The 20834-nt window shown below is 70.2% G+C and carries 22 protein-coding genes; 11 read left to right on the top strand and 11 right to left on the bottom strand.

Annotated elements, in window-relative coordinates; genetic code table 11:
- Nucleotides 1-52: 52 nt before the first annotated feature.
- From BST44_RS09320 to BST44_RS09300, 5 genes are all read right to left on the bottom strand, one after another.
- A complete protein-coding gene (locus tag BST44_RS09320) occupies nucleotides 53-622 on the bottom strand; it encodes an LppA family lipoprotein (protein WP_244184763.1) in 570 nt (189 codons plus the stop codon).
- The gene (locus BST44_RS09315) at nucleotides 619-2559 is read right to left on the bottom strand and encodes a putative alpha/beta hydrolase (RefSeq protein ID WP_083176810.1); all 1941 of its coding nucleotides are present in this window, start codon (nucleotides 2557-2559) and stop codon (nucleotides 619-621) included. The genes BST44_RS09320 and BST44_RS09315 overlap by 4 nt, the downstream gene beginning before the upstream one ends.
- Before the next feature lie 98 nt (nucleotides 2560-2657).
- Complete coding sequence (locus BST44_RS09310; RefSeq protein WP_083176809.1) at nucleotides 2658-3482, bottom strand: hypothetical protein; 825 nt, start codon at nucleotides 3480-3482, stop codon at nucleotides 2658-2660.
- Nucleotides 3479-4075: a TetR/AcrR family transcriptional regulator gene (locus BST44_RS09305; protein WP_083176808.1), complete on the bottom strand. Its 597-nt coding sequence runs from the start codon at nucleotides 4073-4075 to the stop codon at nucleotides 3479-3481. The genes BST44_RS09310 and BST44_RS09305 overlap by 4 nt, the downstream gene beginning before the upstream one ends.
- A gap of 45 nt (nucleotides 4076-4120) precedes the next feature.
- Complete coding sequence (locus tag BST44_RS09300; RefSeq protein ID WP_083176806.1) at nucleotides 4121-4690, bottom strand: TetR/AcrR family transcriptional regulator; 570 nt, start codon at nucleotides 4688-4690, stop codon at nucleotides 4121-4123.
- 189 nt (nucleotides 4691-4879) lie between these two features.
- On the opposite strand from BST44_RS09300, the gene BST44_RS09295 reads away from it, so the two are divergent.
- The 3 genes from BST44_RS09295 (at nucleotide 4880) to BST44_RS09285 (ending at nucleotide 7696) form a co-directional block, all read left to right on the top strand.
- On the top strand, nucleotides 4880-6100 hold the full coding sequence (locus BST44_RS09295; RefSeq protein ID WP_083176804.1) for a cytochrome P450: 1221 nt from the start codon (nucleotides 4880-4882) through the stop codon (nucleotides 6098-6100).
- A gap of 104 nt (nucleotides 6101-6204) precedes the next feature.
- Nucleotides 6205-7347: a M20/M25/M40 family metallo-hydrolase gene (locus BST44_RS09290; RefSeq protein WP_083176802.1), complete on the top strand. Its 1143-nt coding sequence runs from the start codon at nucleotides 6205-6207 to the stop codon at nucleotides 7345-7347.
- Between the two features lie 85 nt (nucleotides 7348-7432).
- Nucleotides 7433-7696 (top strand): hypothetical protein, encoded by a 264-nt coding sequence (locus BST44_RS09285; RefSeq protein WP_083176800.1) that lies wholly within the window; start codon nucleotides 7433-7435, stop codon nucleotides 7694-7696.
- Here the strand turns inward: BST44_RS09285 and BST44_RS09280 are convergent.
- Entirely contained in the window at nucleotides 7693-8442 is a 750-nt protein-coding gene (locus BST44_RS09280) for a class I SAM-dependent methyltransferase (RefSeq protein WP_083176798.1), read from the bottom strand. The two genes, BST44_RS09285 and BST44_RS09280, sit on opposite strands and share 4 nt — an antisense overlap.
- 216 nt (nucleotides 8443-8658) lie before the next feature.
- On the opposite strand from BST44_RS09280, the gene BST44_RS09275 reads away from it, so the two are divergent.
- Genes BST44_RS09275 through BST44_RS09265 form a run of 3 tightly spaced genes read left to right on the top strand, consistent with a single transcriptional unit; the run spans nucleotide 8659 to nucleotide 10849 of the window.
- Nucleotides 8659-9675: a GHMP family kinase ATP-binding protein gene (locus BST44_RS09275; protein WP_083176862.1), complete on the top strand. Its 1017-nt coding sequence runs from the start codon at nucleotides 8659-8661 to the stop codon at nucleotides 9673-9675.
- Complete coding sequence (locus BST44_RS09270) at nucleotides 9663-10280, top strand: D-sedoheptulose-7-phosphate isomerase (protein ID WP_208619760.1); 618 nt, start codon at nucleotides 9663-9665, stop codon at nucleotides 10278-10280. The genes BST44_RS09275 and BST44_RS09270 overlap by 13 nt, the downstream gene beginning before the upstream one ends.
- 14 nt (nucleotides 10281-10294) lie before the next feature.
- Entirely contained in the window at nucleotides 10295-10849 is a 555-nt protein-coding gene (locus tag BST44_RS09265; protein ID WP_083176795.1) for a D-glycero-alpha-D-manno-heptose-1,7-bisphosphate 7-phosphatase, read from the top strand.
- Here the strand turns inward: BST44_RS09265 and BST44_RS09260 are convergent.
- Complete coding sequence (locus tag BST44_RS09260) at nucleotides 10815-11609, bottom strand: WecB/TagA/CpsF family glycosyltransferase (RefSeq protein WP_083176793.1); 795 nt, start codon at nucleotides 11607-11609, stop codon at nucleotides 10815-10817. The two genes, BST44_RS09265 and BST44_RS09260, sit on opposite strands and share 35 nt — an antisense overlap.
- A 258-nt stretch (nucleotides 11610-11867) precedes the next feature.
- On the opposite strand from BST44_RS09260, the gene pat reads away from it, so the two are divergent.
- Genes pat through BST44_RS09245 form a run of 3 tightly spaced genes read left to right on the top strand, consistent with a single transcriptional unit; the run spans nucleotide 11868 to nucleotide 14219 of the window.
- Nucleotides 11868-12818 (top strand): acetyltransferase Pat, encoded by a 951-nt coding sequence (gene pat / locus BST44_RS09255; protein WP_083176861.1) that lies wholly within the window; start codon nucleotides 11868-11870, stop codon nucleotides 12816-12818.
- 26 nt (nucleotides 12819-12844) lie between these two features.
- Entirely contained in the window at nucleotides 12845-13537 is a 693-nt protein-coding gene (locus tag BST44_RS09250) for a DUF5642 family protein (protein WP_083176791.1), read from the top strand.
- 28 nt (nucleotides 13538-13565) lie between these two features.
- Entirely contained in the window at nucleotides 13566-14219 is a 654-nt protein-coding gene (locus tag BST44_RS09245) for a DUF5642 family protein (RefSeq protein WP_083176789.1), read from the top strand.
- Here BST44_RS09245 and BST44_RS09240 read toward each other — a convergent pair.
- Entirely contained in the window at nucleotides 14216-14812 is a 597-nt protein-coding gene (locus BST44_RS09240) for an alpha-ketoglutarate-dependent dioxygenase AlkB (protein ID WP_208619759.1), read from the bottom strand. The two genes, BST44_RS09245 and BST44_RS09240, sit on opposite strands and share 4 nt — an antisense overlap.
- 69 nt (nucleotides 14813-14881) lie before the next feature.
- Here BST44_RS09240 and arcA point away from each other — a divergent pair, with 69 nt between their 5' ends.
- Complete coding sequence (arcA, locus tag BST44_RS09235; protein WP_083176785.1) at nucleotides 14882-16093, top strand: arginine deiminase; 1212 nt, start codon at nucleotides 14882-14884, stop codon at nucleotides 16091-16093.
- Nucleotides 16094-16169: 76 nt separating this feature from the next.
- Here arcA and BST44_RS09230 read toward each other — a convergent pair whose 3' ends face one another.
- Nucleotides 16170-17018 (bottom strand): putative endonuclease domain-containing protein, encoded by an 849-nt coding sequence (locus BST44_RS09230; RefSeq protein ID WP_083176783.1) that lies wholly within the window; start codon nucleotides 17016-17018, stop codon nucleotides 16170-16172.
- 103 nt (nucleotides 17019-17121) lie between these two features.
- Nucleotides 17122-18696 carry a dolichyl-phosphate-mannose--protein mannosyltransferase gene (locus BST44_RS09225; RefSeq protein ID WP_083176781.1) on the bottom strand — a complete coding sequence of 525 codons (1575 nt, stop codon included), beginning with the start codon at nucleotides 18694-18696 and terminating at the stop codon, nucleotides 17122-17124.
- A gap of 25 nt (nucleotides 18697-18721) precedes the next feature.
- Between BST44_RS09225 and rsmI the strand changes: the two genes are divergently transcribed.
- Nucleotides 18722-19555 (top strand): 16S rRNA (cytidine(1402)-2'-O)-methyltransferase, encoded by an 834-nt coding sequence (gene rsmI, locus BST44_RS09220; RefSeq protein ID WP_083176860.1) that lies wholly within the window; start codon nucleotides 18722-18724, stop codon nucleotides 19553-19555.
- 3 nt (nucleotides 19556-19558) lie between these two features.
- Here rsmI and BST44_RS09215 read toward each other — a convergent pair whose 3' ends face one another.
- A complete protein-coding gene (locus BST44_RS09215) occupies nucleotides 19559-20809 on the bottom strand; it encodes an aminodeoxychorismate synthase component I (RefSeq protein ID WP_083176780.1) in 1251 nt (416 codons plus the stop codon).
- Between the last annotated feature and the right edge of the window lie 25 nt (nucleotides 20810-20834).

The following is a 20834-nucleotide window of genomic DNA, read 5'->3' as shown; positions in this document are numbered from 1 at the left end:
GGGGTTTTGGACGCTACTCCACCTGGCAGTCGAGGTCTCGCTGTAGCGCAGCCTATTTCGTGTCGCGCGGCAGCCGGCACCCGGTGTAGCCGGAGACCACCAGATTCCCGCGGTAGCCGACCTTGATGAAGATCCCGGTCGGGCCGTAGAAGCCCACGTCGTGGTTTCCCGGGTTGTTCTGCATCACCTGCATCTCGGTGGCGCCGACCTTGGCGGCCGCCTGTTTGGCGGCTTCCTGGATCGCCGCCCACTGTTGCTCGGAGACCGCCACGTTCGCGGCGACGGCGTCGGGGAGGAAGTAGCGTTTGCCGTCGGTTTGTTCGTACGGCCGCTCGCAGTTGTCGCCGGAGCCCTCGTGCGGGGTCTCCCAGGTGACCGACGGGATCACTTTGCTTGCCGCGGCGGTGATCTCGTTCATCGCGGCCTGCACCTGAGTCTGGGTGTCCTCGAACGAGGGCAGGGATTTGAGCACCTGCAGGGCCTTGGCGGCGTCGTTGGGCGGGGTGGGCGCGTAGGGCTGGGACACGTGGCATCCTCCTGCGGCTAGTGCGATGGCGGCCACGGCGGCGCACAGAATCCCGTGGCGTTGCAGGTTCCGGGGGCTGATCTCGTTGGTGCTCACTTCGTGGGAACTGCCTTGTCTCCGAGTCCGGCGAGGACGGCGGCGATGTTGTAGTTGGTCGTTCTCATCCCCCCGCCGTCGGGGAAGCGGGGGTAGTCGCTGTGGCCGTGCGCGTCTTGAAGGTTGAGGGTGCCTCCGTGGCCGTCGGGCACGGAGGCCGCACCGGTGGCCAGGTGGGTGAAGTCGGGGTTGGTGGCCGGGTTCGGGCCGAAGTGGCCCGCGCCGGAGGCGTCCGCCGCGCCCAGAACGCTTTCCGCGAGGTCGCGGAAGGGCGGCGGGAGGAACGGGGCCACGTCGTGGGCGATGGCGGGGCCGTCGTAGGTCCACTGGATCGGGTCGTCGGGCGTTTCCATGGTGAACACGTGGCCGGGCTGCAGGTGGAGTTGTTGCGGCGTGGAGGCCTCGATGCCGGGGGAGCCGTAGAACAGCGCCCGGGACACCCCGTGGTCGCCGGGTTCCTGCAGGGCCAGGCCGGTGGTCAGCGACCCGTAGGAGTGCCCTATCGCCGTGAGGTCGGCGGGGCCGCCGTGGTGGGCGGCCTGTATGCCGTCGTAGAAGCCGGCCAGGTCGTGGGCGCCGGCTCTCGCGACGGCGTCGTGGCTGACGTCCCACCCGCCGGTGAGCGACTTGCCGATGTCGTCGAAGCCCGGCACCTGCGGCGGGTCGTAGCCGATCCACGCGATCGCCGAGACGGTGTCGTGCTCATGGCCGGGGGTCAGGCCCAGCTGGCGCAGGGCTTCCGTCCTGGCGTTGGTCGCCTCCGACACCATGCCGCCGATGGCGCCGTGGACGGTGGTGTTCAGGCCGGGCGCGGTCACCGACACGTGGGTGGCGGTGTCGGGGTCTCCGACCGCGATCGCGGCGCGGGCCTGCTTGCCGGTCTTGGTGTCGAGCAGCATCAGTTTGCGGTCCGGGCTCGCCTTGACGGTCTTGTCGACGGCTTGCAGGTCGGGTAGGTACTTGGCCCCGTTCCGGGCGGCGTCGTACTGGCGTTGCCACGCCTCGTAGGCGAGGCGGTCGTCGAAGATGGCCCCCGGCTCGTTGGGGTGCGGAATGTTCTTGCCCGCCGCCCAATCGGGGTGCTGGGCGCGTAAAGCGTCGGCCTGCGCGGCGGCAGCCTGGGCGCGGCCCAGCTCGTCGGCGAGGTTGAGCCGGTTGTAATGATCCCGGTCCACCGTGGGCATGCCATTGTGGTTGCCGATCATGGGGTTTCGCTGGTACTCGCGGTCTTTCTGCGCGGGCGTCAGCGAGTTCCAGACCTGCGTGAATTCCTTGGGGTCATCCGGCAGTTCCGGCACCGGCGACAGCGGGCCCTCGACCGCCTGGAGGCCCGACGCGTCGTAGCCGTCGCCGCGCAGGGCGCCCAGTGATTTCTGCAGCGTGTTGGAGTAGCCGTCGCGGATCGACTGCAGCTGGTGCAGCGCGTCCCGGGTCTCGTCGGCGGCGTCGGCCCGGGCGTCCCTGATCAGCGACTGCAGCTGGGACCGGCTGTTCGGGTCGAGATGGGGGTCTTCGAGATCCTTCATCGCCGCGCCGATGAGCTTGTCGAGCAGCTGCAGCTGCCGTTCCAACGCGGCGATCGCCGCGGCGCCCGCCTTCTGCGCCTCGGCCAGGGCGGCGGCGATGTTCTCCAGCTCGGCCCCGATCTTGGGCAGCTGCAGGGACTGCGCCCCAAGCGATTCGACCGTCCGCTGCACTTCGGCGGAGTCGTTGATCGGGTGGTCGCCGTTCTGGTGGTTCCATGCCGCATCGAAACGCTTGCGGGCCTGCTCGAACGCGTGGTCCGCCTCGGCGGTGCATCGGCCCGCGGAGTGAAAGGCCTCGGCCAGCTGGGAAATCTGGAACGGGTTCCCGGCCTGCAGGCTTCGGTCGATCGCCCACGGATCCCCCCCGGCCTGGGCGATCAGATCGGCAACGTTGAGCCAGACCAGTTGCATCGCACCGCCAGAAGGTTCGCCATCAGTTCCCCGGACCGGCTGATGACGTTACTCCGCGCGAGGGGATCCCGTGTTCAAGCGGCTGAACGGGTCCCCCGTCACGGGTGGGCGACGAGATACGTTTCGTTGTCCAGGTCGGCGGTGAGTTCGTCCACGTCGAACGGCCGGTCGAGTCGGGCGTGCAGCGCCTTCGGGTCGATCAGCAGGCTGATCTCGGCGGTCTGGCGGGCGAACATCCGCCCGATGAGGGGGTAGATGCGGCGCATGATCACCCGCTCGCCGGCGGTGCACCGCGATGCGCAGTAGCCGACGTGCCCGATCTCGTCGGTCAGGATCTCGCTGTAGAGCAGTTCGATTCGCGCGGAGACTTCCGGTTCGTCCGCGAACAACTTGATGCCGGCCCGGCGAAGTTCGTCGAACATGATGCAGCCCGCCATTTCGGCGGCGCCGACGAACGCAAAGCTCAGTCGCTGCGGCAGGAAGACGCCGGTCTTGACGAATTGGCGCATCACGAACGGTGGCGGAACGACTTGGAATGTCAGGTCGAAGATGTCGAGCGCGTAGGCCAACAGCCGGGTGTGGTAGTGCTCTTCGAGTTCGAGGTAGACGTTTTCGGGCGGCAGGTTCTGATCGCTGTTGCGGCCGTAGGTTTCGCCGAGTCCGACGCCGAACCTCTCGGCCTGGTTGAGTTTGGCCGTCGCCAGCAGGAACAGCATCTTCGGATCCAGCCCGGCCTCCGGACGCCGGCGGCGCAGGTTACGCAGGAAGACGTCTCGGTCGGCGGGGTGGGCGGACCGGACGGGGTTCGCTTCGAGCTCGTCGAAGAACCGCTCGCGGTTCGCCAATCGCCGGTTCAGCAGGTCGGCTTCGCCATCGCGCTGGGCCAAGAATTTCCGGTATCCCTCGATGCCGTTGGCGTTCATCGTTTCTCCATTCCCTTGACAATCGTTGTCACGTAACGCTTCAACTGCGCGGGGTCGTGTGTTCCGGTGGCCAGGAGGGCAAAGAGTCCGGTGAGAAAGAACATCGCCAGTTCCGTGGCGTCCGCACCCGAGGACACCTGCCCCGCGGCTTGCGCGCGGCCGATCACGCCCACCAGAAACCCCGCGAGCGGGTGTTGGGCCAGCTCGTCTTCGACCGGGCGGGACGACGAGAAGTGCAGCCCGAGCATGTCGCGGAAAACCGCTGCGCCCAAACGACGTTCGGCGTCGAGCACGTGAGTGACGAGCTGTGCGAGAACCGTCGCCAGATCGCCCGTGGCGTCACCCAGTTCGCTGATGATCCGGGTCTCCTCGTTGCGCTCCAACTCGGCGAGAACGTGCTCCTTGGTGGGGAAGTGGAAATAGAACGTCCCGCGCACCACGCCCGCCGCGGCGGCGATGGCACTCACGTCGGCGGCGGCCAGCCCACGCTGCCCGATTTCGGTCAACGCGGCGTCGAACAGGCGCGCCCGGGTTTCCAGTCGGCGGGCCTCGCGGACGCCCCCGGCTGTGGCGGGGGCGTGCGTCGACTCCATGGGGGCACGGTACTGCCAATGACTGACGGCCGTCAATGACGATCGTCAGCGAATTCCGCCGGCCGATTCGCCCCGGGCAAAACCGGGGGCCAGGAACCGCTCCAGCACGGTTCGTTCGACGCGACTGTTCGCGAGCGGCCAGTAGGCCAGGGACAACACCACGCGCACGATCCACTGCGCCGCGTCCGGGTCGTCGGTGATGCCCGTGAGCTCGGCGGCAAGGTGACTGAGCACCGGCGAGGCATGCAGCTCGCCCAGGTCCGGGGTGCTGCCCGGGGTGAGCATCAGCCGCCGCAGCGGGTCCGACCTGATCTGTTCGAGTGCGACGGTGACGGCGGTGACGACGCGGTCGGGCCCACTTCGCCCCGCCACGGCGCGCCGAACCGTCTCGATGATCCCGGCCGACAGGCGGATCAGCACCGCGTCGCGGATCTGGGCCTTGCCGCCCGCGTAGCGATAGATGGTGGCCCTCGAGCAGTGCACCCGCGCCGCCAGGGTGTCGATGTCGAACGCGTCCAGTCCCTCGCGGACCACGAGGTCGGTCGCGGCGGCGTAGATGCGGTCGGCCGCGGCGGACCGGCGGTCGCCACCAATGACCCAGTCGTGACCGGCCATGGGCGTGCACTCCCTTGAGTCGTCGGGTCGGTGCGTTCTCAGAACTGAGACGACACCAGCCACATGTTCCAACATGGGCGCAGCTACCTCAAGGCCGGTGAGACAGGCGTCGCGCCACCTTGGTGGCCCGGATCGCAACTTTTGGCACGTCCATTGACGGCGGATGTCCGGGCGACCCAGCGTTGAGTCATGGATTCGAATGCCGGCGGCCTCGGGCTCGCGCTGTTCGACGAGCGGTTCATCCAGGACCCGCAGTTGCTCTACGCGCGGATGCACCGGGCCGGGCATGTCCATCGCATCGGTGATTCGCGCTTTTACGCGGTGAGCAGCTGGACGGGCGTCAACGAGGCGGTCGCACGCTGCGCGGACTTCTCGTCCAACCTGACGGCGACGATGATGTATCAGCCCGGGGGCGCCGTCACCGCCTTCCCCGTCGGAGAACTCGGCGGGCCCACTCAAGCGTTGGCGACCGCGGACGAACCGGTCCACTCGGCGCATCGAAAGATGCTGCTGCCGCAGCTCGCGGCGAAACGCATCCGCGCGTTCGAGCCCTTCATCGCCGAGACCGCCGCCCACCTCTGGGATGCCCACGCGCAAGGCGGGCGCATCGAATGGATGAGCGCGATGGCCAACCGGCTACCCATGATGATCGTCGGGAGGATCATCGGCGTCCCCGACGCCGACATCGACAAGATCATCCGGTGGGGCTACGCCGCCACCCAGGTCGTGGAAGGCCTGGTCACCCAGGATCAGATGGACGCCGCCGGCGTAGCCGTGATGGAGCTCAGCGGTTACATCACCGGACAGTTCCACAACGCGGCGAGCAACCCACGCGACAATCTGCTCGGTGATCTTGCTGCGGCCTGCGCGTCCGGCGAACTGGACGACCTGGCGGCGCTCGCGATGATGATCACCCTGTTCAGCGCGGGCGGTGAGTCGACGGCCTCCCTGATCGGTTCCGCCGCTTGGGTTTTGGCGACGCGGCCCGATATCCAGCGGCAGGTGCGCGATCGGCCCGAGCTGCTCGGCGCGTTCCTGGAGGAGGTGCTGCGCTACGAACCGCCTTTCCGGGGTCACTATCGCCACGTCGTCAACGACACCGAACTCTGCGGTGCCGAGTTGCCGGCGGGTTCGCGGCTACTTCTGTTGTGGGGAGCGGCCAACAGGGATCCGTCGCACTTCGACAATCCCGACGAATTTCGGCTCGACCGGCCTGCGGGGAAGGGCCACATCAGTTTTGGGAAGGGAATCCACTTCTGCGTCGGGGCCGCACTGGCGCGGTTGGAGGCGAACATCGTCCTGGGCCGGCTCCTCGCGCGGACTTCGGACATCACGGCCGCGGACGTCGGGAACTGGCTCCCCAGTCTCCTGGTGCGGCGCCTCGAGCGCCTGCGGCTCGCGTACGCGTAGTCGCCGAACCGAGACGATCGGCGAAAGAGCGCACCGCGCGATTGCCCACCACCCGGCGCGGGTACTGATCCCTTCGGACGAGCCGCGACCCCCGAAAGGACCTGATGGCGACGCGCGAGGACAACGCCACCCACCTGCTGCAAGAACTCCTGTGGGCATACGGCCCGTGCGGCCAGGAAGACCAGGTCAGGGCGGTATGCGCCCGCGAGCTGCGGTCCGTCGTCGACGATATGTGGACCGACGACGCGGGCAACCTGATCGGCTACGTCGGCGCGAACCCGCCGGCCGGCGACGACGGCCGCAGCCACCGGCACCGGGTGTCCTCGGCGGCCGAACCGGGCGTCGCGACGCGGGTCATGGCGCACATGGACGAGCTGTCCATGCTGGTCAAACGGGTGGAGCCGGACGGCGCGCTGCATGTGACGCAGCTGGGGACGATGTATCCCGGCAACTTCGGTCTGGGGCCGGTCGCGGTGCTCGGCGAGCACGAGACGCTGACCGCGGTGCTCACGCTCGGCTCCGAGCACACCACCCTGGAGAGCCACCGGATCTGGGAGACCAAGCCCGACAAGGGTGACCGCGCGCTGGACTGGCACCACGTCTACGTCTTCACCGGTTTGAGCACCGACGAGCTGGAGGTCGCGGGCGTTCGGCCCGGCACGCGCGTGTGCGTGGAACGCGGCAAGAGGACGGTGGTCGAGATCGGCGGCTACCTGGGTTCCTACTTCCTCGACGACCGCGCCGCGGCGACCGCCCTGCTGCGCGCGGCTCGCATGCTGCGCGAGCGTGGCGAACGACCAGTCGACGACGTGTATTTCGTGTTCACCACGAACGAGGAGATCGGCGGGGTCGGGGGCACATACGCCAGCGGGTCGCTGCCGGGGACGCTCACCCTCGCGCTGGAGGTCGGCCCCACTGAACGCGAGTACAGCACCAGCGTCGCCGGCGGCCCGATCGTCGGCTACAGCGACGCCCTCTGCGTCTACGACAAGGACGTCGCCGACCGGCTGATGGGCATCGCCACCAAGCTCGGCCTGTCGCCCCAGGCGGCCGTGCTGGGCGCCTTCGAATCCGACGCGTCGCACTCGAAGGCCGCCGGGCTGACGCCGCGTGCGGGTCTGCTGTGCGTGCCCACGCTGAGCACCCACGGCTACGAAGTCATCCCCCGCAGCGCCATCGACGACATGGCATCGGTCGTCGTCGAGTTCGTGCTGCAGCCCGGCGCACACGCGCGCGGCGAAGGTTAATACCCCGCCAAAATTCCCCTGAACATTGGCTAAGAGGCGCGTGGCGGCGTCCGGCGCGCCGCGAATCCGGCCATACGGTCGACGGATGAACGTTGACTACTACCTGCAGAGGGTGCCGGTTGAGTCGGTGCGGCCCGGGTTCTCGCTCGCCATCGACGACGGCGGTGATTTCCGGCTGTTCCGGGTCGAGTGCACGCAGATGACGCAGCGCAGCGGTCAGCCGGTGATGTTCACGCTCACGGCCGAGCCAGGCTCGGGGCCGTCCGGTGGTGGCGAGCCCTGGGTCCTGGAGTGTGAGGCGGGCGCGCCGGTCGTCCGGGTCCTCGGCGTCTGCAAGGCCGCCTCCTAGGCTCCTCGGCCCGGCTTCGCCGCGGCGACGAACTGCAGCGCGCGTTGCGTCTGTTGCTCGATATCCACCAGGCCGGCCGACGCGAACAGGTCGACGAAGGAGTGCCGGTCGAACATGGTGAGCCCGATGAGGCGGGCACCGGCGGTCATCGCATGGCGGATCGGGGGCAGGTCCGGGACGTAGCTGGTCAGGACCGCGACGCGGCCCCCGGGCTTGAGCACCCGCAGCATTTCGCGTGCCACGCGGAACGGCTCGGGCATCAGGTACAACGCGCCGAAGCAGCACACCGCGTCGAATGTCGCGTCGGCGAACGGCAGCGCGCGGGCGTCGCCGCGGACGTAGGCGGTGCGCGGGGTGTGGTTGTCCAGCACGGCGCGGGTCAGCATCGGCTCGGAGATGTCGAAACCGACGGCGAGGCCGCCGCCCGGTAGTTGCTCCGCCAGCGATGCGGTGAAATTCCCTGGGCCGCAAGCGACATCGAGCAATAGACCCGCCGTGCACAGCCGCAGCGCCGAAGCCGCCCGCCGCTGCTCGGCCCCGGTCGTGACACCGCTGGCGACGTAGAACGCGGCGGGGCGCCACAGTCGCTCGTAGACCGTCGCGACCAGCGGGCTGTTCATGGCGCGCTGTGCGACCGTGGGGGCCGGAGACGCCGTCGATTCGCCCAGCACGTCGAGGAAACCGTGCCGCAGCGCGGCGTCCTCGGTGAGCAGACCACGGGTCAATTCGACTGCATCCTGGCTCATCTCACCGCTTTCCTCGAGGCGTGGGTGGGTGGGCGTAATCCGCAGGTGAATCGCAATTTTTCCGCCGATCCTGCTGCTACGCTAGGGCTCTTCGCGCGAGGCGATGCAATGGGCCTCCCGCAGGCAACGGATGGGGTCGGCACATGGCGCACCTTTCGCTGACGATCGCGGGACGCGCGTCGGCCGGTTGAGCGGATTGTCTCGACAGTGAATTCCCTGCCCCGGCCCCGAATCCGTGCACGCGCGCCGCTGCGGATCTCGTTCGCGGGGGGCGGCACCGACGTACCTCCGTTCCCGGCCACCGAAGGCGGCTGCGTCCTGTCCGCGACCATCGACCGCTACGCGCAGGGATCGCTCACCCCACGCACCGATCGTAGGGTCACGATCGAGTCGGTGGACTTCAAGACCACCCACGAGATGACGCTGGACAGCGAGATCCTCTACGACGGCAGTCTGGACCTGATCAAGGCCGCCGTGCGCCGCTTCGGCAGGGAGGGCACGGACGGCTACGACCTGGTGCTGCGTTCGAGCGCACCTCCGGGCTCGGGGCTGGGCTCGTCATCGACGATGATGGTGGCGCTCACCGGCCTGCTCGCCGAGCACTACGGCGTGCCGATGGGGGAGTACGAGACCGCGCAACTGGCGTGCGCCATCGAGCGCGAGGACCTGGGCATCACCGGTGGCATGCAGGACCTCTACGCCGCGACGTTCGGGGGATTCAACTTCATCGAGTTCACCGACCGCGTGATCGTCAACCCGCTGCGCATCCGCGACGAGACCGCCTTCGAACTGGAACTGAGCCTGCTGCTGTGCTTTACGGGCATCACCCGGGACTCCGCCCGAGTGATCGAGGACCAGACCCGGCGCGCCACCACGGGCGCGGACGACACGCTCGCGGGACTGCGCGCGCAGAAGGAGCTGGCGGTTGCCATGAAGGCCGCCCTGCTGACCAACAAGCTCAACGATTTCGGTGCGCTGCTGGGCGAGGCCTGGACGCAGAAGAAACGCATGTCGCCCTACATCACCAACGAGCGCATCGACGAGCTCTACGACCTGGCCCTGAAAAACGGTGCGCTCGGCGGCAAGATCACCGGCGCGGGCGGCGGCGGCTACATCCTGCTGTTCTGCGACTTCGCGAAGAAGCACCGGCTCATCGAAAGCCTGGAGGCGGCCGGGGCTTCCATCACCGAATTCGCCTTCGAGAGCAAGGGATTGACCACATGGCAGGCATGAGCACCTCGGACGTCGTCGCGCCGAGCGCCGAGCTGGTCCGGGAGCGATTGGCGGACACCATCGCGGTCAAGCAACAGATGCTGTCGGGGGAGATCGCCGAGCAGACCGTCGAGGTCGCGCGACTGATGATCGAGTCGTTGCGCTCCGGCGGCAAGGTGATCTTCTTCGGCAACGGCGGATCGGCGCAGGACGCGGGGCATCTGGCCGCGGAGCTGATGGGCCGCTTCGCCTTCGACCGCCCGGGCCTGGCCGCCATCAGCCTGCCGGACGCCACGGCGGCCATGACGGCGATCGGCAACGACTATTCCTACGACGAGGTGTTCGCCCGCCAGGTGCTCGCCGCCGGTCGTGCGGGCGATGTCGTGGTCGGCCTCACCACGTCGGGCAACTCACCGAACGTCGTCCGCGCGCTCGAGGCGGCCGCCGGTGCCGGGATGAAGACCGTGGCGCTCACCGGCGCGCGCGGCGGGAAGGTGGCCGACGTCGCCGAGTTCTGCATCCGGGTGCCCAGCGACAACACCGGCCGGGTCCAGGAGGCGTGCCTGCATCTGGGGCACTCGGTCTGCGAGATGGTCGAAGCGGCGCTGTTCGCCCGGCCCTCGTGAGGCCGTCGCCGCCGATGCCCGAGTTGCGGAACGTCCGCACCGTCTTCCTGGACCGCGACGGGACCATCAACGTCAAGGCGGCCGACGGCGAGTACGTCAGGTCGCCCGAAGAAGTGGTCCTGCTGCCGGGCGCGGCGCGGGCGATCGCCGCCCTGAACGCTGCCGGGCTGCGCACCGTGCTGGTGACCAACCAGCGTTGGCTGTCCGAGCGGGCCGCGGACCCGGCGCGGTTCGCCGCCGTCCAGGACCGCCTCGCCGAACTCCTGGCGGGCGAAGGCGCCCGCCTGGACGCCGCGTACCACTGCCCGCACGCGGCGGCGAGTTGCGACTGTCGCAAACCCGGGGCGGGCATGCTGGTGCTGGCGGCGCGCGAGCTGGGTTTCGCTCTGGCCGAGGCGGTGATGATCGGCGACAGCGATGCCGACGTGCAGGCGGGCCGGGCGGCCGGTGCGGCGACCATCCTGCTGCGCGCCGGTGACGGGGAGGCCGCCGGCGCCGACGCGGTGGCCGACGACCTCGCCGCCGCCGTGCGGCTCATCCTGAAGGCGAAGGAATCCGGGTCCGCCTGAACCGCTGCCACAGCGAGCGGATCACCAAGGCCAGCGCGAACGGCAGGTCGTCGCGCAGGTACCTGCGGGCAAGGCGCCGCGGCTCGAGCGCCAGCCGGTGCACCCACTCCAGTCCCAGCCGTTGCAGCACGGGCGACGCCCGCCGGACGACGCCGGCCGTCATCGCGATGCCCCCGCCGCAGGCCAGGCACCAGGCGGCGGGCAGTTCTTGGCGCACCAGTTCGATCAGGCGTTCCTGCCGGGGGAAGCCCAACCCCACGAACACCAGGTCGGGCGCGGCGGCCGCGACGGCGGCCACCGCCCGGCGCGCCCCCTCCTCGGTCCGATCGAAGCCGAACGGCGGCGACAAGGTGCCGGCGATCCTCAAGGCGCCCGAGCGCGCCACCAGCGCGTCGGCCGCCCGCTCGGGGACCCCCTCGGCGCCGCCGAGGAGGAACACCGACTTGGAATCGGCGGCCGCCGCGGCGCACAACGGAAAGATCAACGACGAGCCGGCGACGCGCTCCGGCAGCCGGTCGCCCCCGGCCCGCGCCGCCCAGACCAGCGGCATCCCGTCGGCGACGACGAGGGATGCCCGGGCGATCAGGTCGGCCAGTTCGGGTGCGCGGGCGGCCGCCCGGGCCACATCGATGTTCACCGGCACGATCGAGCCGCCCCGGCCGGCCGACCACGCCGCGCGCACGGCCTCGACGACCTGCCCTTCGGTCAGGGAATCGAACCAGAGTCCGCCCACCTGGACCTTCTGCGGGCCTGCGCTCATCGGATCATCATGCCCCGCGGCGCCGCCGAGCGATGGGGGCGACGCGCCCTCCTTGCCGCGTCGCGAACCCAGCCCATAACCTGGGCAACATCCGACCGCGACCGGGAATGTCGGGCCCCGCGCGGTAGACGACGGCAACGCAGGCGGGCAGGTCATGGCACAGCGGTCACCGCGGCGCGCAGACCGACACCGCGATGGCGTGATGGGCGGGCTATCGCAGTGGCCTTGACCGGCGCGCGGGCGGACGAGCTGGCGACGATGGACATCTTCGAGGGATGTCCCACCTCCGACCTCGCGCCACTGGCCGCGTCGCTGCAACCGCTGCGCGCCGCGGCCGGCCGGGTGCTGATGCGGCAGGGCGAGCAGGCGGTGTCGTTCCTGCTGATCTCCTCGGGCATCGTCGAGATCACCCACGTCGGCGACGACGGCGTGGTCATCGTCGAGCACGCGTTCCCGGGCATGCTCATCGGGGAGATCGCCCTGCTGCGGCACATCCCGCGGACCGCGACGGTCACCACCGCCGGACCGCTGACCGGCTGGATCGGCGACAACGACGCCTTCGCCCACATGGTCCACATCCCCGGGGTCATGGAGCGGCTGCTGCGCACGGTGCGCCAGCGTCTCGCCGCGTTCATCACCCCCATCCCGATCCGGGTTCGCGACGGAACGCACCTCCTGCTGAGGCCGGTGCTGCCCGGGGACAGCGAACGCACCGTGCACGGCCACATCCAATTCTCCAGCGAGACGCTCTACCGGCGTTTCATGACACCGCGCCTTCCCACCCCGGCGCTGATGCATTACCTCTCCGAGGTCGACTACGTCGACCACTTCGTCTGGGTGGTGATCGACGGCAGGGACCCGGTGGCTGACGCGCGCTTCGTCCGCGACGAAGGCGACCGCAGCGTCGCCGAGATCGCGTTCACCGTCGCCGACGCCTACCAGGGCCGCGGCATCGGCAGCTTCCTGATCAGCGCGCTGTCCATCGCCGCCCGGGTCGCCGGGATCGAAAGGTTCTCGGCGCGAATGCTTTCCGACAACCTGCCGATGCGCACGATCCTGGACCACCACGGGGCGATCTGGCAGCGCGAAGACGTCGGGGTCATCACCACCGTCATCGACGTCCCGCATCGGCGCGAGCACGGCTTCCGGCGCGACGTCGCCGCCCAGATCGAGCACGTCGCCCGCCAGATGATCGAGGTGGTCGGCTGAGCCCGCACGCCGTGCCACGAACGGGCATGCCGCCGTTGCGGATTGGTCCCGTGACAGCAACCGCGCTGGCCCTGCTGGTGGCGGGGTGCGCGCATGCGCCCGCACCCGCGCCCGCGCCGGCGACGACCAAGGCGCTCCCGCCGACGGCGATCAACCCGGCCAACATCAAGCGGGTGGTCCGCGAGCTGCCGCCGGGTTACGAGGCGAGCACCGGCATCCCCGATGCGGCATCGCCGAGGGTGATCTGGAGCCTCGGGCCCGACGCGTCGGGCAGCAAGGCCAGGCCGCCGCAATGCGCGACGCTCGCCGACCCCGGCAACGGACGCGGCCAGTCGGCGCAGGGCGTGTCCGGGTCGGGCAGCGGCGGCATCGTCGACGCGGTCGTGGTGGCGTTGCCCGGGCCGGTGGACCTGCCCGGCGACGTCGTCGCCGCCTGCGGCAACTGGACCATGACCGCCGGACACGCCACCGCGCGCGTGCACCTCACCGACGCCCCGCACATCGACGGCGCCCCCACCGTCGGCATGGTGGCCGACATCACGTCGTCCGTCGAGTCGGGCACCGAGATTGATTCCCGCACATACACCTTCGTCGCCTACCTGGGCGATTACTACGCGTTCACCACGCTGACCACCGATCCCGGTTCGGTGGTGCCCGCACTGCCCCCGCAGTTCGCCGCCGACCTGCTGGTCAAAACGGTGTCCACGTTGCGCGGCTGACGCATCGGCCTTGGGTAGATTGGCCACGATGTTCAAGGTGGCGGTCACGGTCGCGACGGTCGGTGTGCTCGCCGGCTGCTCGTCGGGGGCGGGCGACTCCGCGAAGGTCGACATCAAGAAGGTCGCCGAGGTGAAGTCGAGCTTCGGCCCCGACTTCAAGGTCACCGACATCGGTGAGCGGGGGATCGACCCGAAGGTGCTTTCCGGCCGCAAGCTCCCCGAGGGGCTGACGTTCGACCCCGCCCACTGCGCGAAATCGGCGACGGGTCCCGAGATGCCGCCGGACCTGCGGGGCAACATGGCCGCCGTCTCGGCCGAGGGCAAGGGCAACCGATTCGTCGTCATCGCCGTGGAGACCTCAAAAGCCTTGCCGTTCAACGACCCCGGCAAGGACTGCGCCAAGGTGGCGTTCTCCGGACCGCAGTTGCGCGGCGGCATCGAGGTGGTCGACGCGCCGCAGATCGACGGTACCCGCACGCTGGGGGTGCACCGCGTCCTGCAGGCGCTGGTCGCGGGTGGCCCGCGCACCGGCGAACTCTACGACTACTCCGCCCAATTCGGGGATTACCAGGTGATCGTCACCGCCAATCCGCTGGTGATTCCCGGGCAGCCGGTCGCGCCGGTCGATACGCAGCGCGCCCGCGACTTGCTCGTCAGCGCGGTCAAGGCGGTCCGTAGCTAGCGGACGCCGCGCGGCCGGAACTGGATGCTGACCCGCGGGCCCACCGGTGCCGACGTCTTGGGGACGGCGTGCTCCCAGGTGCGTTGGCACGAGCCGCCCATCACCAGCAGGTCGCCGTGGGCCTGCGGCAGCCGCAACGACGGCCCCCCGCCGCGCCGCCGCATGGCGAAAGTACGGGTGGCGCCCAGGCTGACGATCGCCACCATGGTGTCCTCGGAGCTGCTGCGGCCGATGGTGTCGCCGTGCCAGGCGACGCTGTCGGAGCCGTCGCGGTAACAGCACAGTCCGACCGTGGTGAACGGCTCGCCGAGCTCGCCCGCGTAGATGTCGTTGAGCCGGCGCCGCAGCCGTCCCAGCAGCGGATGGGGCGGCTCGTCGACGGTGAGGTCGTGAAAGCTCACCAGCCGGGGCACGTCGACCACCCGGTCATACATCTGGCGGCGCTCCTCGCGCCAGGGAACGGCCGACAGGAGGGCGTCGAGCAGGTCGTCGGCGGCCGTGAGCCAGCCCGCCCGGATTTCGATAAAGGCCCCCGCACCGAGTTGCCTGCGCTCGGTGTGCTCGAACAGGGAGCCTTGTACCGCCATCTCCACGGCGGCCAGTCTATCGCACATCCGTTCGATGACGCGGGGGCCGGGCGGGCGAGCGGCTACCGTTTTCCTGTGGCTGCGGTTGAGTTGGGGACCGATTCCGAGGTGGGCACGCTGCGGGTGGTGATCCTGCACCGCCCCGGCGGCGAGTTGCGGCGGCTCAACCCGCGCAACATGGACCAATTGCTGTTCGACGGGTTGCCCTGGGTGGCGCGCGCGCAGGACGAACACGACCAGTTCGCCGAGCTGCTGCGGTCCCGCGGCGTAGAGGTGCTTCTCCTGGCGGACCTGCTGGCCGAGGCGCTGACCCACAGCGGGGCCGCGCGGATGCAGGGCGTCGCCGCCGCCGTCGACGCGCGCCGGCTCGGTTTGCCGCTGGCGCAGGCGCTTTCGGCCCACCTGCGCGGGCTGGACGCGGGCAGGCTGGCCCAGGTGCTGATGGCCGGCATGACGTTCAACGAGCTGCCCGCCGACATCCGGACCGACGTGTCGCTGGTGCTGCGCATGCACCACGGGGCCGACTTCGTCATCGAGCCGCTGCCCAACCTGGTCTTCACCCGGGACTCGTCGATATGGATCGGCCCGCGGGTGGTCATCCCCACGCTGGCGCTGCGCGCCCGGGCGCGCGAGGCGTCGCTGACCGATCTCATCTACGCTCACCACCCACGGTTCACCGGGGTGCGGCGCGCCTACGAGTCGCGCACCGCCCCCGTCGAGGGCGGCGACGTGCTGCTGCTCGCCCCCGGCGTGGTCGCGGTCGGGGTGGGGGAGCGAACCACCCCGGCGGGTGCGGAAGCCTTGGCCCGCAGCCTGTTTGACGACGGCCTCGCGCACAGGGTGCTGGCCGTGCCGATCGCCCAGCGGCGCGCGCAGATGCACCTGGACACGGTGTGCACGATGGTCGACACCGACACGGTGGTGATGTACGCCAACGTCGTCGACACGCTCTCGGCGTTCACGATCGAGCGCACACCCGACGGCGTGGCCATCAGCGACGAGGCGCCGTTTTTGGAGGCCGCCGCCAAGGCGATGGAGATCGACCGGCTGCGCGTCATCGATACCGGGCTGGACCCCGTCATCGCCGAACGCGAGCAGTGGGACGACGGCAACAACACGCTGGCGCTGGCGCCCGGCGTCGTCGTCGCCTACGAGCGCAACGCCCAGACCAACGCCCGCCTGCAGGACGCGGGCATCGAGGTGCTGACCATCGCGGGATCCGAACTGGGCACCGGCCGCGGCGGCCCCCGCTGCATGTCGTGTCCGGTCGCCCGCGACACCCTCTAGCCGTTGCCCGAGATCCCCTCTAGCCGTTGCGCCGAGATTGCCGCCATGGTCGTGGCGGCAGGCCGAACCACAACCCTCACGGCAATCTCGGCGACGAACGGAGGGCCAGCGCGTCGCGGGCCCGTTGAACGATGACGCTGGGGCGGTCCTCGTTGATGACCCTGATCACGATCCAGCCGAGGCCTCCGACGGTCTCGGCCCGGCGAATGTCTTTCACGTACTGCCTGCGATCGGTGCGATGCTGTTCGCCGTCGTACTCCAGCGCCACCATCGGCTCTTCCCATCCCATGTCCAGGTAGGCGACGAGGCGCCCGTCGGTCACCCTGATCTGTGTGGTGGGTCGCGGCAAACCGGCGTCGATCAGCACGAGGCGCAGCCAGCTTTCCTTCGGCGACTGCGCACCTCCGTCCATCAGGGACAGGGCGGTTCGGCATCGCCGGACGTGCCGGACCCCCTTGTCGCGGGCGAAGAGCGGTGCCACGTCGGCCGGGCGCAGGCCGGTCGCGGCCGACAGCGCGTCAAGGTGGGTGACCGCGAGGCCGCGCGGCAAATGGCGCCCCAGATCGAACGCCGTGCGCACCGAATTGGTGACCGGTAGCCCATCGAGTTCGACGACATCCTCGGTGGCGACGCGCTCGCGGCGAATGATGATCCCGGGTGGTGGATGGTTGAAGGGTCCGATGATCTCGACGGGCGCGAACTCGTCGACCCATTTCGCCCCGTGCAGCGCGGCGGCCGCCCGCCCGGCGATGATCGCCCGCCTGCCCGACCACAGCCAGGCCGCCCAGATGTTGTCACGAAGCGACCGGGCCGCGTTCTTCGATACGTACACGTCGTGATGGATTCGCCGGTAGCGCCAACGCAATTGACCGCGCGTCAGTGAACCGCCCGCTACCGCTTCGCTTCCGATAAAGGCCCCCGCCACGCGCTCATCATGAACGTGACCACCGATGGCGCGTCCACATTGCCGCCAGGGCTGTGGACAGCGCGCGAACCAGGACCCTCACGGCAATCTCGGCGACACGAGGCTAGCGCCAGCTGGGTAACCAGATCTCCATGTCCCAGGTCTGCTGCGAGATGGGCAGGCCGGTCAGCACCGGGAACAGCCAGGCGAAATTGGTCACCACCAAAGCGACGTAGCAGCACACCGCGATCAGCCCCACGGTGCGCCGTTCCGCGCCGAGGCCGAGGCCGGGGGCGCGGTCCGGCGGGTAGAGGATGTCCCCGCAGATGAGCGCCAGCCCCATCACCAAGAACGGCGCCATCGTGGCCGCGTAGAAGAAATACATCTGCCGGTCGATGTCGGCGAACCAGGGCAGCCACCCCGCACAGTAACCGGTCAGCACCACCGCGTAACGCCAGTCGCGGCGGACGAACGCACGCCAGCAGGCGTAGACCAGCACCGGCACCGCAAGCCACCACATGGCCGGCGTGCCCACCAGCATCTCGGCCTTGACGCACGACTGCGCGCCGCACCCGGAGACGTTCTGCTGATCGATCGCGTACAGCACCGGCCGCAACGACATCGGCCAGCTCCACGGCTTGGACTCCCACGGGTGGTGGTTGCCGGCGGCATTCGTCAGGCTCTTGTGGAAGTCGAAAGCCTTCACGGTGTAGTGCCACAGCGAGCGAATGGCGTCGGGCAGCGGGACCACCGAACGCGGGCCGATCGACTGGCCGACCTCGTGTCGGTCGATCGCCGTCTCGGACGCGAACCACGGCGCGTAACTGGCCAGGTACACCGCGCACGGAATGAGCGCCAGGGCGTAGGCGGTGGGGATCAGGTCACGCCGGAAGACCCCGGCAAAGGGCCGGGGCACCTGGTATTGGCGCCGGGCCGCGACGTCGAAGGCCAACGACATCACGCCGAAGAACACCACGAAATACAGCCCGGACCACTTTGTCCCGCAAGCCAATCCGAGCAGGACGCCCGCCAGGAAGCGCCACCAGCGCACCCCGAGCCGCGGACCCCACACCGTCTCGGCGGCGCGCCCCTCGAGCAGTGCGACGTGCATGCGCCGGCGCACCTGATCCCGGTCGACGACGAGCGCGCCGAACGCCGCGACCACGAAGAAGGTGAGGATGCCGTCGAGCAACGCGGTCCGGGCGGTGACGAAGCTGACGCCGTCGCAGATCACCAGCACCCCGGCGATGGCGCCGACCAGGGTGGAGCGGCTGATCCGCCGGACGGTCCGCATCACCAGCACCACGAGCACGACGCCCAGCAGCGCGCCGGTGAACCGCCAGCCGACGCCGTTGTAGCCGAAGATCGCCTCGCCGATCGCGATCAGCTGCTTGCCGACCGGCGGATGGACCACCAGGCCGAACCCGGGGTTGTCTTCCACCCCGTGGTTGTGCAGCGCCTGCCAGGCCTGGGGCGCGTAATGCTTCTCGTCGAACACCGGGGTGCCGGCGTCGGTGGGGGAGCCCAGGTTGAGGAATCGGGTGATGGTCGCCAGCACCGCGATCACGCCCGTCACGACCCAGCCGCGAATCTGGTCGGTCGGCCCGAAGTCGGCCACCGGAACCATCGGTCCCGGGCTGACGACGGGCACGACGCGCCCCTGGCCGGCGACCGGGGCTTCGCGGGGCGGGGCGGACATCGGTGTCGATCGTAGGCTGTCCGTCATGACCAGTGGCCGCCTGTTGCTGGGCGCGACTCCGTTGGGCCAGCCGTCGGACGCCTCGCCCCGCCTGATCGACGCCCTCGCCCACGCCGACGTGGTGGCGGCCGAGGACACCCGACGGGTACGGACGCTGGCGAAGGCGCTGGACGTGGCCATCACCGGCCGGGTGATCAGCCTGTTCGACCGGGTGGAGGCGGCCCGGGTCGACCCGCTGATCACCGCGCTGGAAGCCGGCGCGACGGTGCTGGTGGTCAGCGACGCCGGGATGCCCCTGATCAGCGACCCGGGCTACCGGCTGGTCGCGGCCTGCGTGGCGGCCGGCCTCCCGCTGACCTGCCTGCCCGGCCCGTCGGCGGTGATGACCGCGCTGGCGGTGGCCGGCCTGCCGGCGGAAAAGTTCTGCTTCGAGGGTTTCGCCCCGCGCAAGAAGGCGGCGCGGCGGGCCTGGCTGGATTCGCTGGCCGACGAGCGGCGCACCTGCGTGTTCTTCGAGTCGCCGCGCCGGTTGGCCGCCTGCCTGCACGACGCCGTCGACCAGCTCGGCGGCGCCCGCCGGGCGGCGGTCTGCCGGGAACTGACCAAGGTGCACGAGGAGGTGGTGCGCGGGTCGCTGGACGAGCTGGCGGCGTGGGCGGACGACGGGGTGCTCGGCGAGATCACCGTCGTGCTGGCCGGCGCGACCCCGCGCGCGGACCTGCCGTCGCTGGTGGCGCGGGTCGAGGAGCTGGTCGCCGACGGTGCGCGCGTCAAGGACGCCTGCGGCGAGGTGGCCGACGCGAATCCGGGGGTGCGGTCGCGTCAGCTCTACGACGCGGTGCTGCGGTCGCGCCGCTGACGGTCAGCGGCCCGAGAACGCGGCCGCGATGCGTGGCTGTCCCACGATGGGAGACGCCTTGTGCAGGCATTCGGCCCATTCGGCGTCGGGGTCGGAATCGGCCGTGATCCCTCCGCCGACACCCAGCACGGCGCCACCCGCGGCGTCGAATTCGACCGTGCGGATGGCGACGTTCAGTTCGCATCCCGCCACGGGGGAAGCCAGACCGATTGTGCCGCAGTATATTCCGCGACGGTGCGGCTCCCACTGCGAAAGCAGTTGGCGGGCACGGTGTTTGGGTGTCCCGGTGACGGACGCGGGCGGGAAGGCGGCGTCCAGCAGCGCCGACGTCGGCAGTTCGACGGGAACCCGCGCCGACACGGTGGACACCAGGTGCCACACGCCGGGGGCGCGCCGCACCACCAGGAGCTCGGGCACCGTGACGGTGCCGACGGTCGCCACCCGGCCGAGGTCGTTGCGGACCAGGTCGACGATCATGATGTTCTCGGCCACTTCTTTGGCCGACGCCCGCAACGCCGACGGCCACGCGTCCAGGGGCAGGGTGCCCTTGATCGGGCTGGACGTCACCAGCGTGCCGCGCCGGCGCAGGAACAGCTCGGGGGACAGCGACGCCACCGCGCCCCACGGCCCGGCGAGGTAGGCCGCGCGCGCCGGGGAGGTGCGGGCGATGCCGTCGGCGAAGAAATCCAGCGGGGCACCCGTGACCGCCCCGGTGAAGTGCGTGCAGACGCACGCCTGGTAGACCTCGCCGGCGCGGATGGCCTCGAGGCAGTCCAGCACCCCGGCGCGGTGCGCCGCCCGGTCGGCGGTGCCCCAGTCGATCCGGCAGTCGCGCTCCGGCGGCGCCGTGGCCAGCGCGGTGGCCAGCCAGCCCGGCATCGGCGCGCCGGACAGGCTTTCGTACCACCAGTGGCCGTCCCGGTCGCGGCGCAAGACGCAGTCCGTCCACCCGCCCGCGGCTTCGGGGATCCGGTTGGGCCGGCCGTCGGCGCCGGCGTCCGGGTAGGAGAGGTAACCGATCCAGCCGCCGCCCACCGCCGGCGAGTCGTCCGGTTGCGCGCCCAGTGGGACCGCGAAGGCGGCGCCGGGATCGACCGGTTGCGCCGGCACGCTCGGGGCGATCACCGCGAGCGCGCCGAACCAGTCGCCGGTCAGCGCGGCCGGCGGGGGCAGGCCGAGGCGTGCCGTCGCGTCACCGACGGCACGCAGCACCGCGGGGGCGGCGCCGAGGTCGCCGATCCGGTCGATACGCACCGCCCCAGCTTGACAGAAGCGCGGT

The organism is Mycobacterium scrofulaceum (genome assembly GCF_002086735.1).
GTDB lineage: Bacteria > Actinomycetota > Actinomycetes > Mycobacteriales > Mycobacteriaceae > Mycobacterium > Mycobacterium scrofulaceum.
This window is presented reverse-complemented; position numbering and strand designations above follow the sequence as displayed.

Coding starts and splice junctions, on each gene's coding strand:
- BST44_RS09315 (WP_083176810.1), bottom strand. CDS start 2,559: ATGCAACTGGTCTGGCTCAACGTTGCCGATCTGATCGCCCAGGCCGGG.
- BST44_RS09310 (WP_083176809.1), bottom strand. CDS start 3,482: ATGAACGCCAACGGCATCGAGGGATACCGGAAATTCTTGGCCCAGCGC.
- BST44_RS09305 (WP_083176808.1), bottom strand. CDS start 4,075: ATGGAGTCGACGCACGCCCCCGCCACAGCCGGGGGCGTCCGCGAGGCC.
- BST44_RS09300 (WP_083176806.1), bottom strand. CDS start 4,690: ATGGCCGGTCACGACTGGGTCATTGGTGGCGACCGCCGGTCCGCCGCG.
- BST44_RS09295 (WP_083176804.1), top strand. CDS start 4,880: ATGGATTCGAATGCCGGCGGCCTCGGGCTCGCGCTGTTCGACGAGCGG.
- BST44_RS09290 (WP_083176802.1), top strand. CDS start 6,205: ATGGCGACGCGCGAGGACAACGCCACCCACCTGCTGCAAGAACTCCTG.
- BST44_RS09285 (WP_083176800.1), top strand. CDS start 7,433: ATGAACGTTGACTACTACCTGCAGAGGGTGCCGGTTGAGTCGGTGCGG.
- BST44_RS09280 (WP_083176798.1), bottom strand. CDS start 8,442: ATGAGCCAGGATGCAGTCGAATTGACCCGTGGTCTGCTCACCGAGGAC.
- BST44_RS09270 (WP_208619760.1), top strand. CDS start 9,663: ATGGCAGGCATGAGCACCTCGGACGTCGTCGCGCCGAGCGCCGAGCTG.
- BST44_RS09265 (WP_083176795.1), top strand. CDS start 10,295: ATGCCCGAGTTGCGGAACGTCCGCACCGTCTTCCTGGACCGCGACGGG.
- BST44_RS09260 (WP_083176793.1), bottom strand. CDS start 11,609: ATGAGCGCAGGCCCGCAGAAGGTCCAGGTGGGCGGACTCTGGTTCGAT.
- pat (WP_083176861.1), top strand. CDS start 11,868: ATGGACATCTTCGAGGGATGTCCCACCTCCGACCTCGCGCCACTGGCC.
- BST44_RS09250 (WP_083176791.1), top strand. CDS start 12,845: ATGCCGCCGTTGCGGATTGGTCCCGTGACAGCAACCGCGCTGGCCCTG.
- BST44_RS09245 (WP_083176789.1), top strand. CDS start 13,566: ATGTTCAAGGTGGCGGTCACGGTCGCGACGGTCGGTGTGCTCGCCGGC.
- BST44_RS09225 (WP_083176781.1), bottom strand. CDS start 18,696: ATGTCCGCCCCGCCCCGCGAAGCCCCGGTCGCCGGCCAGGGGCGCGTC.
- rsmI (WP_083176860.1), top strand. CDS start 18,722: ATGACCAGTGGCCGCCTGTTGCTGGGCGCGACTCCGTTGGGCCAGCCG.